This window comes from Burkholderia sp. 3C (assembly GCF_054589155.1).
Genome location: NZ_BAAILN010000016.1, coordinates 34,435 through 45,978, shown reverse-complemented (window position 1 = coordinate 45,978; position 11,544 = coordinate 34,435). Strand labels below are relative to the sequence as shown.

The window sequence follows — 11,544 nt, the reverse complement described above, 5'->3', positions numbered from 1 at the left end:
GCCCGGCGGGGCCGGTTCCGGCGGCGCTTCGGCGCGCGGCGGGGTCGGCCCCGCCGCATTTGGGCCGGGCGGCTATGCCACAATAGGCGATTCCCATTTTCCGGAAATCGCGAACGTGAAGCGCCGCCTGCTCGTTCTGCTCGTGCTCGTCGCGCTGCTGGCCGCCGCCTGCGCGCTGACCTGGACGATCACCTGGCAGCGCGGCGTCGACGACCTGCGCCGCAACGCGGCGGTGCGCGTCGATCGCACCACGAGTGCGCTCAAGAGCACGCTCGATCGCTACGAATCGCTGCCGTACCTGCTCGGCGGCCACCCGTTCGTGCAGGACGTGCTGGCCAACGCGAACATCCCCGGCTATGTCGAGCGCGCCAACCGCTACCTCGACGACCTCAATCACCACGCCCACGCCACCACGATCTACATCATCGGTGCGGACGGGCATTGCGTGGCCGCCAGCAACTGGCGCGACCCGGACAGCTTCGTCGGCGCCGAATACCGGTTCCGGCCGTATTTCCTCGATGCGATCAAGGGCGGCGTGGGCCGCTTCTTCGGCATCGGCACGGTATCGCACGATCCCGGCTACTACATCTCGCAACCGGTGCGCCGCAACGGGCGCATCGTCGGCGTGGCCGTCGTCAAGCTCAACCTCGAATGGTTCCAGGGCGCCGATGCGTCCGAGCCGCTGGTGGTGGCCGACGATCACGGCGTGATCTTCCTGTCCTCGGTGCCGGCCTGGAAATACCACACGCTCAAGCCGCTGACCGGCTCGGTGGCCGATTCCATTTTCGCCACGCGCCAGTACGCGCAGCAGCCCGTCACGCCGGTGCCGATTCGAGTGGAGAAGGTGCTCGGCAGCGACGCCGAGATCGTGCGGATCGGCAAGGGCCTGCGCGCGCCGCGCTACCTCGCCACGCAGCGCCGGCTCGGCGAACCCGATTGGCAACTGGTCACGCTCGCGCCGATCGAGCCGGTCGACACCGATGCGCGCAACGCCACCGTGGTGACGGCGTTCGGCTTCATCTCGCTGTGCCTGCTGGCGTTCTACTGGCGCATGCGCCGCGCGCGCGTCAACGAAATGATCCGGGGCCGCGCGCTGTTGCAGAACGCCTATGCCGAACTGAACCAGCGCGTGGCCGAACGCACCGCCGACCTGTCGCAGGCCAACGAACAATTGCAGAAGGAAGTGGGCGACCGGATCCGCGCCGAGCTCGAACTGCGCGCGGCGCACGACGAACTGGTGCAGGCCAGCAAGCTCGCCGCGCTCGGCCAGATGGCGGCCGGCATCACGCACGAACTGAACCAGCCGCTCGCGGCGCTGCGCAGCTTCTCCGACAACACGCGCGTGCTGCTCGACCGCGGCGAGCAGGGCGCGGCGCGCGAGAACCTCGAAGCGATCGCCTCGCTGACCGAGCGGATGGGCAAGATCACCAATCAGCTCAAGCTGTTCGTCGGCCGCGCGCGGCCGCGCAACGAGCGCGCGCTGGTGTCGCGGGCGCTCGGCAACGTCGCGTCGCTGCTGCGCGAGCGCTTGCAGGCGGTGACGCTCGACGTGCGAATCGACGACGCGATGCATCCCGGCCAGGACGGCCGCTTCGATCCCGCGCTCGAATATCCCGATCTGGTCGCGATCTGCGAGGACCTGCGCCTCGAACAGATCCTGATCAACCTGCTCGGCAACGCGCTCGACGCGGTGGCCGGCGTGCCGTCGCCGCGCATCGCGGTGCTGATCGAGGCGTCGGCGGGCAGCATCGCGATCACGGTGGCCGACAACGGCCCCGGCGTGCCGCCCGAACTGCTGCCGCGCCTGTTCGAGCCGTTCTTCACCACCAAGGAAATGGGGCGCGGCCTGGGCCTGGGCCTGGCGATTTCCTCGTCGATCGCGAGCGATGCCGGCGGCGCGCTGGTCGCGCGCAACGCGCCCGAAGGCGGCGCGGTGTTCGTCTTGACGCTGCGCCGCGCCCGCACGCATCATCCGCAGGCTTTCGCCGTCGGCCGCTAGCGCGGCGCCGTCCGCAATATCGATTCACATCGGGTGACACACATGGCGAACCGCCTCCAGGTTATCTATATCGAAGACGACGAACTCGTGCGTCGCGCGGCCGTGCAGAGCCTGCAACTGGCCGGGTTCGACGTGACCGGGTTCGGCTCGGCCGAAGCGGCCGAGAAGGCGATCCTCGGCGAGCGTGTGGGCGTGGTGGTGTCCGACATCCGCCTGCCCGGCGCGAGCGGCCTCGAACTGCTCGCGCAATGCCGCGAGCGCGCGACGGACGTGCCGGTGATCCTCGTCACCGGCCACGGCGACATCACCATGGCCGTGCAGGCGATGCGCGACGGCGCCTACGATTTCATCGAGAAGCCGTTTCCGGCCGAGCGCCTGGTCGAGACGGTGCGCCGCGCGCTCGAACGCCGCGAGCTGGTGCTGGAGAACCTGGCGTTGCGCCGCGAGCTGGCGGTGCAGGGCGTGGTCGCGCCGCGCATCATCGGCCGCAGCCCGGCCATCGAGCAGGTGCGCCGGCTGATCGCGAACGTCGCGCCCACCGACGCCTCGGTGCTGATCAACGGCGACACCGGCGCCGGCAAGGAACTGATCGCGCGCAGCCTGCACGAGATGTCGCCGCGTCGCGACAAGCCGTTCATCGCCGTCAATTGCGGCGCGCTGCCCGAGCCGATGTTCGAATCGGAGATGTTCGGCTACGAGCCGGGCGCGTTCACGGGCGCGGCCAAGCGGCGGATCGGCAAGCTCGAATACGCGTCGGGCGGCACGCTGTTTCTCGACGAGATCGAGAGCATGCCGCTCGCGTTGCAGGTCAAGCTGCTGCGCGTGTTGCAGGACGGTGTGCTGGAGCGGCTCGGCGCGAACCAGCCGATTCGCGTGAATTGCCGCGTGGTGGCCGCCGCCAAGGGCGACATGAGCGAGCACGTGGCGGCCGGCACGTTCCGGCAGGATTTGCTGTATCGCCTGAACGTGGTGACCATCGCGCTGCCGCCGCTGGGCGAGCGCCGCGAGGACATCGTGCCGCTGTTCGAGCACTTCATGCTCGATGCGGCCGTGCGCTACGGCCGCCCCGCGCCGCACCTGACCGACCGTCAACGCGAAGGGCTGATGCAGCGCGACTGGCCCGGCAACGTGCGCGAGCTGCGCAACGCGGCCGACCGCTTCGTGCTCGGCGTGACCGAGGGCGTGCTGGAGGCGGGCGGCGCAGCCGAGGCGCGCGACGTGGCGGGCGGCGAGCAGTCGCTGAAGGAGCGCGTCGAGCAGTTCGAGCGCGCCGTGATCGCCGACACGCTGACGCAAACAGGCGGCGCCGTGGCCGCCACGGCCGACCGGCTGCATCTGGGCAAGGCCACGCTCTACGAGAAGATCAAGCGCTACGGTTTGTCGACCAAGGGCGACAACGAGCGCTGACCCGGGGCAAGCTCGGGGTAAGGGTTGAGGGCGACAAAAAAGCCGGCGGCGCCAGGAAGGCGCGGCCGGCTTTTTGCCGAACCGGGTGTGGAGCGCTCGCTCAGGCGTTGCTGTTGCCGAGCGCCTTTTGCAGCAGCTGGTCGAGTTCCGCGAACTGCGGTTCGCCGACGTAGCGCTTCAGGATCTTGCCGTCCTTGTCGACCACGAAGGTGGTGGGGGTGAGCTGGACGTTGCCGAACTGCTTGGCGAGCGAGCCGTCGTCGAACGCGACCTTGAACGGCAACTGGCGCGTCTTGACGTAGTTCGAGACGTACACCGGCGAATCGTAGTTCATCGCCACCGCGACGAATTCGAGGCCCTGGTCCTTGAAGCGCTTGTACGTGTCGACCATCTGCGGCATTTCCTTCATGCAGGTCTCGCAACTGGTCGCCCAGAAGTTGACGAGGTAGACCTTGCCCTTCAGATCCGAGCCGGTGGAGACCTTCTGACCGGACAGCAGCGTGAACGTGGCGTCCGGCACGCTCGACTTGCCGTTCAGGGCGAAGTAGCCGGCCACGGCGATCGCCACGGCGACGGCCGCGATCGCGACATAGCGCAGCGGGCTCGCGCGGCGGGGGGAAACGGGGGCTTGGCTCATCGTCGGTACCTCGGAAGACTGCGGGGCCGCGCGGCACAGGCGCACGGCGGCGATCATTGTAGCCTCAAAACATGACGGATATCGGTAGGCGTGGGCGCCCCAGCGGTTGCGGAGGGTGCTCGGCTCGATACCCGGAATGGCACGGCCGGCGCGGCTTCCGGGCAGCGGCGGCGCGGCTTGGGCATCGTTCGCTTATGCCGGGCATTTCGGGGCGCGAGGCCGCGCCGGACGACGATAATGGCGGCTCGATGCTTCCTCTTGCCGATGGCCGTTGAGCCGATCCATGTCCGTCCCCCATTTCTTCACCCACCGCATGACGATGGTCCGCCGCCTGGCGCGGCGTTCGGCCGTGCTCGCAATGGCGGCGCTGCTCGTGGCCGCATGCTCGCCGGCGCTCGACTGGCGCACGCTTCACAACGACGCCGGCTACACGATCGACCTGCCGGCCAAGCCGACGCTCGACGCGCGCGAGATCACCATTGGTGGCGCACCGATGACGATGCGGATGCAGGCCGCGCACGTGAGCGGCGCGGTGTTCGCGGTCGGCACGGTGATGCTGCCCGATGCGCACCCGGCCACCCGGCAGGCGGCGCTCGACGTGCTGCGCGCCGCGCTGTCGCGCAACCTGCATGCGCCCGCGGCCCGGCGCGAGGTGACGGTGCCGCTCGCGGCCGGCGGCACGGTGCCGGGCATCGAACTGACCGTGAACGGCGAGCCGGCCGGCACGGCATCGGGTGCGCAGGGCGCGGCAGCCGGCAAGACGCTGGTGGCGCGGCTCGTCGCGCGCGGCACGCATGTCTATCAGGCCGTCGCGATCGCCGACGCACCGCTGCCGGCCGACGTGCTCGACTCGTTCTTCGGCTCGTTCAAGCTCGACTGAAGGATGCGCGGCACCGCGCAATTTGTTGACGAATTGAAGGTCTGCTCGCAGGAAGCCACGCTAATCGCCGGATTTTCCTGGACTTTTCCGCTATCCACAGCGGGTGTGGATAACTTTGTTGACAACCCTCACCCCGCCCCGGCACAGCCGGCGCCGAGTGCTTTCAAATGGTTTTCATCGTTTTTTGCTTCTTAAAAAACGATTGACAATTCAATGCCTTGCGTCGGTCCTTTCAGGCACGCCGCATGCCTTGCGGCGACGACGTTCGATTCCTGTAAATGTGTATAAGTCAAGTCTTGACAGGCCGCTTTTTCGATTCAGACCAACTCGACAGCCCGCCGGTAGCGGATTGCCTCGCCGATCTGGGCGGCGTCCGGATCGGTATCGCCGGCTAGATCGGCGATCGTGCGCGCAACTTTCAGTACCCGGTAATACGCCCGCGCGGACCAATGGAAGCGCTCGCCCGCCTCGCGTAACAGACGTTCGCCGGTGGAATCGAGGCGGCAGAACGCGTCCGTTTCGCGGCCACTGAGCATCTGGTTGGTCTTGCCCTGGCGAGCCAACTGGCGCTCGCGGGCTGCGGCCACACGCCGCGCCACGGCCGCGCTCGGCTCGGCCGGCGTCACGCCGCGTTCGGCCAGTTCGGCCGGGGAGAGCGCCGGCAGTGCGACCTGCAGATCGATGCGATCCATCAGCGGCCCGGACAACTTTCGCAGGTAGCGCGCGGCCACATCCGGCGTGCAACGGCAGCGGCCCGACGGATCGCCGCGCCAGCCGCACGGGCACGGGTTCATGGCCGCCACCAGTTGGCAGGCGGCGGGGAAATCGGCTTGCAGGGCCACGCGCGAGATCGTGATGCGGCCCGCTTCGAGCGGCTCGCGCAGCATTTCAAGCACATGGCGGTCGAATTCGGGCAATTCGTCGAGAAACAGCACGCCGTGGTGCGCGAGCGTGATCTCGCCGGGTTGCGGCGGATTGCGGCCGCCCACCAGCGCCGCCGCGCTCGACGAATGATGCGGCGTGCGAAACGGCCGCCTGCGCCACTGCGCGGGCGAGAAGCCGAGCCGGCTCGCCGACAGCAGCGCGGCCGAGGTCAGCGCCTCGTCGTCCGTCATCGGCGGCAGCAGGCCCGGCAGGCGCGCGGCCAGCATCGACTTGCCGGCGCCGGGCGGCCCGATCATCAGCAGGTGATGCGCGCCGGCCGCCGCGATTTCGAGCGCGCGTTTCGCACCCTGTTGCCCGACCACGTCGGCCAGATCGGGCGCGGTGGCATCGGGTGCGGCATCGGGCGGCGAGACGGCGATCGGGCTCAGGCGCGCGTCGGCGGCGCCGTTCAGATGCGCGCAGAGCGCCGGCAGATCGGCCGCGCCATACACAGTTACGCCCGGTGCGAGCGCCGCCTCGGCCGCGCTGGCCAGCGGCAGATACAGCTCGGGCGTGCGCGTCGGCAGCGGGCCGTCGGACGCGAGCGCGCCGCGTGCGATTCCGCAGGCCATCGCGAACGCGCCGCGCATCGGCCGCAACGCGCCCGTCAGCGACAGTTCTCCCGCGAATTCGCGCCCGTCGAGCGAGGCCGGCGGCAGATCGCCGTTCGCGGCGAGGATGCCGAGCGCGATCGGCAGATCGAATCGCCCCGATTCCTTGGGCAGATCGGCTGGCGCCAGGTTGACGGTGATGCGGAATGTCGCCTTGATTTTACACTCGGTACACCTACCATTAGTACAAGCGGCTTTCGAACGAAGGAACTCAGAGCACTATGGATAGTTCATTTGCGACGGGCGATCTCGTCTTCAGAACAGAGCGAACCATTTACGCTCGACGGAACTCTGGCGCCGATCGACTGGACGTGGAGAAGTTGCGCCTGCCCGTGGCGTCTTGGGCCTATCAAGTGCTTAGGATCCTTTCAAAAGAATCGGAGACGGTTCCACATGAGACTGGGGACTTCCAGCGTTTCCTCCGAATCATCGGAATTGCATGTTTGACGCCTGCACCCAGAGCATATTTGGTGCTACCCACCAGGGATATTGGACGCTATGAAATCAATGCATGTTTTAGAGCTCTAGAAGATTGCATTGCTTCAGATGACTTTAGACATTGGTCGGAGCGAACTAAAAGTAGTACGTCCATGATTTTCCGAAAGTTGGTGATCCGTCCGGTGCGGGACACATTTCGCGAGTCAGTAAGCCCAGGAGATCTCAAGTTTCGATCTCGGTTCCGATATGATGGCGGGCATTTTCAGACGCTGAGCGATAAGCCGGGCGATGTCCGGGATGGAGTGCAGGCAAATCCGATCGGTGCTATGCCGCATGAGAATCTATCGCAGTTGCGCGAGCGTGAAATTGACCGTATGACAAGGGATATCGATCGGCTCCGAAACGGATGCCTCGACGAATTAAGGTTTTGGCGCGGTATAAGGGCGCAGATGATTGAATTGGCTCATTACAAGCCAAGCTTTTATGAATTAAAGTTGGTAAAAGGTTATTTGCTTCAAGTCAATCGTTTGGAAGACATCCGGGGCCTAAGAAAATGCGCTGATGAAGCGATTATATCGTCGGTCGTTCGTTTGATTAGTGATGTCAATTTTCCTCGATACCCTTTATATAAGGGTAAAGACTACGATAGTCTCATTAACGAAAGAATTTTTAACTTACTGAATATCCCGAAAAGCTGGCGCATGGGTGTGCCGGCGCGCGAAATTTTATACCTCACGCAGTTTGCGCTCTCGAGAGAGGTTGTTGCTGCATTTTATCCGATTTTGAGTCACACCCGATTTAATGGGTCATCGCTGCGTGAGGTCACCAGGGATAAAGTGAAATTGGAGAATGGTATTTTTACTTTGCAAGGCTTTAAGTCCAGGGTTGATCAAGATACTCCTATCATAGATATTACAAAAGAAAATATGTCGGCGTATGAGGCTATAGAGCTTGTATTGTGGAATTTTGAGCAAATAAAAAGATTTGGTCATATTTTTGATGATGAGCAGCGGTTATGGTTTGCGTGGCCTGCGAAAAGCCGTCCCAATTATCAAGATAAGATGAAAAATCCGATTACTTACTTTGATGGTCAAAAGAAGAATTTACTTACGAGAATCGGAATGGATTGGTTTGGTGATTCTCAGGTGCGGACGCATATGCTGGTGCTTGATAGGATTTCCAGTGATAGAACTATCCGCGCAATAAGGGATGGCGCAGGTCACAAGTCAGAAAGCACGACGGGAGCATATTTTATGAATGCTACTGCGAATTATCAAAGTAGCTCCATGAATCTTGAGTTTCAGAGGCGAATTGATGCGACGATAAAGTTCGCCATTTCAGAAGAGCAGATTTTTTTTGCCGATAAATTCGATCCAAACTTGGTTGATGATAATTTGCTTTTCCCTATTGGAGACGGCACTGGCTGCGAGGCGCCATTTGATCCGCCGGAACCCCGCTGGCTCACCAATGGGATTTGTGATGCAAAGAATTGTCATGCGGGCGAAGGGTGTAAACGCAACAAGCTGATTATCGGGAAAAAACGAGTGGAGGAAGTTTGGTTAACCTCTTGGTATTACGCCAAGCGTTGGCGGAGTTTGCTTTCTGAAAACGAAGAGGCTTTTCATAAGTGGCACGCCCCCGCGATGTTATTTAATATTTCGCTGAAGGCGTATATAAGGAGCAGTAGTTATTGGTCGGTGATTGAGCCAATAGTGAGGTCTCTCAATGAAGGAAGAAAAGGCGCTTAAGGGTAGCAAGGCTGGGGCAAAGAGGTTTGCGGTCACTGATTTAAACTTTGAAGTTGTTAATAATGATCTTTCTATCACGCCGGAGTGGGTGATTAGGCTCCGCCGAGCTGAGGCTCGACAAGAGGAGCATCAGTATCGAGAATTCGATCTTCGAAAAATTTACATGCCACCTAATGGGTTTTATGTTGCGCCAATGCCTTTGGCGCAATGCCCGCAACTTGCTGCAGCATTGTTTTGCTCGATCGATGCACTTTTATCTAGTAATAGGGCAGCCGCTTCAAGGACCGACCGGGTGTGCGGACTCGTTAGGGATATTATTCTCTTGTTTGAATCCTTTTGGGTAAAGGATATTACGACAATAGATGCAATGAGGGAAGAGCATTTTGTTGAGTTTGCTCATGGTCTTCGGCGTGGATGGTGGCCTGAAGTGTTGCTGCTGGAAAGTCGAGTCATCAACGCGGGAGTGACGGTCGTTGATGTGGAGGGCGAATTGCCTAAGCATCTGGCTAAGCGAATAAATACGAATTACACAATTCCAAAGGTCTATCTGTTGTCGCTGTTTGAGGTTGTTTATTCTAATAACAATAATCGCGCCGATTCGGATGGGTGCATCGATGGTGCGGATCGTAGGTATTCAAGAGGTAGATATAACGGAATTTTTGTGAATATAAATTTTTTATTTCATGCAAATCCTGCGTTTGGGACAAGCTTTCGTCCATTCCCTGACTCTTATAGAATGGCGAAGGCGTTTGGGCTCCCTGATTCGAGAACAAGAAATATCTCAGCAGGCGTGGCTGGAAGATTGTTTCGAGTTTGCATGATTTGGTTGTACCAGCGAGCTCCCTTGTTATTGCCGCTCCTCGATGAATATGTGACCTGTGTGGAGAAAAATGTCAAAAATTCCCAGAGGACATTTGATCACGCGATTCGCACTAGCGAAATCAAGAAGCTTGCGCAAACGGATTCATATAAAAAACTAGTGGCCGCACTCCCATTTCCATTCTCATTAAACTGTCTGGATGCCAGGAGGGGGGGGCATAGGTATTCGTTGAGAAGTATCATTACTCATATTCAGGGTGCCTGCTTCGTTCTCATCGCGTTCATGAACGGACGGAGGAAAGGAGAGATAGACGGGCGATTGTTTGGGCTGATGTGCGGGGCAGTATCTGTTCATAGTGAAGCGTTGGGCATATATCAGGTAGATTTTTATATAGAAAAAACTCATCAATCGAGAATCCCATATTTTGTCAATGACACGACATGTCTAGCGATCAGAACGCTGGAAAACATACAGCGCAACTTCCTTCGTATTGATAAAGCTCGGGGCTCGGCGATATCGAAGATTGCTTATCATCGCATCCCCTTGTTCTCCTATAGAAGGTTTAGTTTGCAGGACGGAATAGGTGATGAGTTCCGGTGGTTTGACTTCAGACAATATGCCGGCTTTTGTCCTGTTCGCGATACGACTGATTTGTTGAGTGAGGCAGGAATGGAGGGGCAGTATATTTTCGGGGACTCGCGTGTCTTCCGCCGGATGTACGCACTTATATTTTATTATCGTTATGAAAATAGCGATATTGTGGCTGTTCAGCATCAATTGGCACATTTCGATTTGCAAGCGACAAGAATTTATCTGACAGACCCGGTGTCAAGGAGGGATGTGGAGTCAATTTTCTTTGTAATGCCGACTGAGGCGGAAGATCGCCGGCGAGCATTCATGGATAATGATTCTGATTTAGAGAAAGAAATGAGAGCTGTTGGTGAGGAGAAGATGGCCGAAGAGGTTTATGGTGTGTTGGCGGGGCAGAGATTTGCAGGTGGATTTGCGAAATATGTTAGGCGAATGCATCTTAAATTTTGCACATTAACATCATTTAAAAATATTGATATCAACGACGCCGTACTTAAAGCGGTGAGACGTCGTGGGCATTTTCCGCGTCCTTATCCACACGGCGAGTGCATGCTAGGATCGGCGCCTCAAAAAAATAGAGCGCACTGTTATTCAGCCCAGGATGGGATTGCACATTTCGAGCATGCCAGCCCAAAGGTATGTGGTGGATGCATGTACCATCTAACAAAAGTGGAATATTTGCAGAGCCTTCGCGCTGATGAGAGCCGAATTTTGAATGAAATTGCTAGCGGCCTTCATGAAGGTTTTGCTCTAGAACGTAAGCAGACTGAGTTGTCGGATCTCAGCTCTGCCATAGTGCTTATAAGTGAGCGCTTGGGAGTGCCAACGTGAAGAATGAACGAGCGGGTAAGCTTAGGACGCCAGGGCGTAAGCCAACCGTTGCATTCCTTTCTGAGGAAAATGCAAGAGATAATATTCTGATTAAGATAGAGCTATTGGAGCGCTTGATCTCTTGGTGTGAAAAAGGCGATAGTATTGTGCCAAATATTAAAAATATGGTGCGTGCGCAAGGGGAAGTTTATATTCCGAAGTCGATCAGGCAGTTTGAGGCGTGGTGTGACGCAAAAGCGCTTTGTGAATTGATGAAAGAGGTTCCGCCTAAAATAAGGGCGATCGGAAACGGGACGCTGGGGCGTCACCTGCCGCTTAAGATGCGGGCCAAGCGTGCGATTGACGAATTATATGTTTTGATTAATGCCTCGGCGTCGGAAGATGGGCGAAACGAGAAGAATAAAGCCAAGAGGATGCTCGCGCAGGCCCAAAGACAAATCGATATACTTGAGAGGGAGTTAATTAACATGCGCATGCAGATGAACAATCTTATGCGCGAGCGCGATAGCGCAAACCACCTGCATGATAATCTCAAACGTCATTTTCGCGAGCAGTTGGAGCTAGCGCGAAGTCAAAGAGAAGGTGTCAAAAGTGCGAAAATTTCTAAGCTTAGATAGCCGACGCGGTAATTCCGAGGAATTTGATGGAGCCACTAAGC

Annotated in this window: 7 protein-coding genes and 1 pseudogene; 6 read left to right on the top strand and 2 right to left on the bottom strand. The window is 59.3% G+C overall.

Annotated elements, in window-relative coordinates; translation table 11 throughout:
* Both ACYP33_RS02590 and ACYP33_RS02585 read left to right on the top strand, forming a co-directional pair.
* Positions 1-1,999: sensor histidine kinase (locus tag ACYP33_RS02590; RefSeq protein ID WP_459619531.1), on the top strand; the 1,999-nt coding region annotated here is incomplete at its 5' end.
* A gap of 42 nt (positions 2,000-2,041) precedes the next feature.
* On the top strand, positions 2,042-3,406 hold the full coding sequence (locus tag ACYP33_RS02585; protein WP_459619529.1) for a sigma-54-dependent transcriptional regulator: 1,365 nt from the start codon (positions 2,042-2,044) through the stop codon (positions 3,404-3,406).
* Between the two features lie 100 nt (positions 3,407-3,506).
* On the opposite strand, the gene ACYP33_RS02580 is transcribed toward ACYP33_RS02585, so the two are convergent.
* Positions 3,507-4,043, bottom strand: coding sequence for a TlpA disulfide reductase family protein (locus ACYP33_RS02580; protein ID WP_459619527.1), 537 nt, complete (start codon positions 4,041-4,043; stop codon positions 3,507-3,509).
* A gap of 283 nt (positions 4,044-4,326) precedes the next feature.
* Here ACYP33_RS02580 and ACYP33_RS02575 point away from each other — a divergent pair, with 283 nt between their 5' ends.
* Entirely contained in the window at positions 4,327-4,923 is a 597-nt protein-coding gene (locus ACYP33_RS02575; protein ID WP_459619525.1) for a hypothetical protein, read from the top strand.
* A gap of 317 nt (positions 4,924-5,240) precedes the next feature.
* Here ACYP33_RS02575 and ACYP33_RS02570 read toward each other — a convergent pair.
* A pseudogene (locus tag ACYP33_RS02570) lies at positions 5,241-6,602 on the bottom strand (YifB family Mg chelatase-like AAA ATPase); the annotation flags it as partial.
* 77 nt (positions 6,603-6,679) lie between these two features.
* Between ACYP33_RS02570 and ACYP33_RS02565 the strand changes: the two are divergent.
* The 3 genes from ACYP33_RS02565 to ACYP33_RS02555 are packed head-to-tail and all read left to right on the top strand — an operon-like array spanning position 6,680 to position 11,503.
* Positions 6,680-8,644 (top strand): hypothetical protein, encoded by a 1,965-nt coding sequence (locus tag ACYP33_RS02565; protein ID WP_459619523.1) that lies wholly within the window; start codon positions 6,680-6,682, stop codon positions 8,642-8,644.
* The gene (locus tag ACYP33_RS02560) at positions 8,622-10,886 is read left to right on the top strand and encodes a hypothetical protein (protein WP_459619521.1); all 2,265 of its coding nucleotides are present in this window, start codon (positions 8,622-8,624) and stop codon (positions 10,884-10,886) included. The genes ACYP33_RS02565 and ACYP33_RS02560 overlap by 23 nt, the downstream gene beginning before the upstream one ends.
* Positions 10,883-11,503: a hypothetical protein gene (locus tag ACYP33_RS02555; RefSeq protein ID WP_459619519.1), complete on the top strand. Its 621-nt coding sequence runs from the start codon at positions 10,883-10,885 to the stop codon at positions 11,501-11,503. The genes ACYP33_RS02560 and ACYP33_RS02555 overlap by 4 nt, the downstream gene beginning before the upstream one ends.
* Positions 11,504-11,544 lie beyond the last annotated feature (41 nt).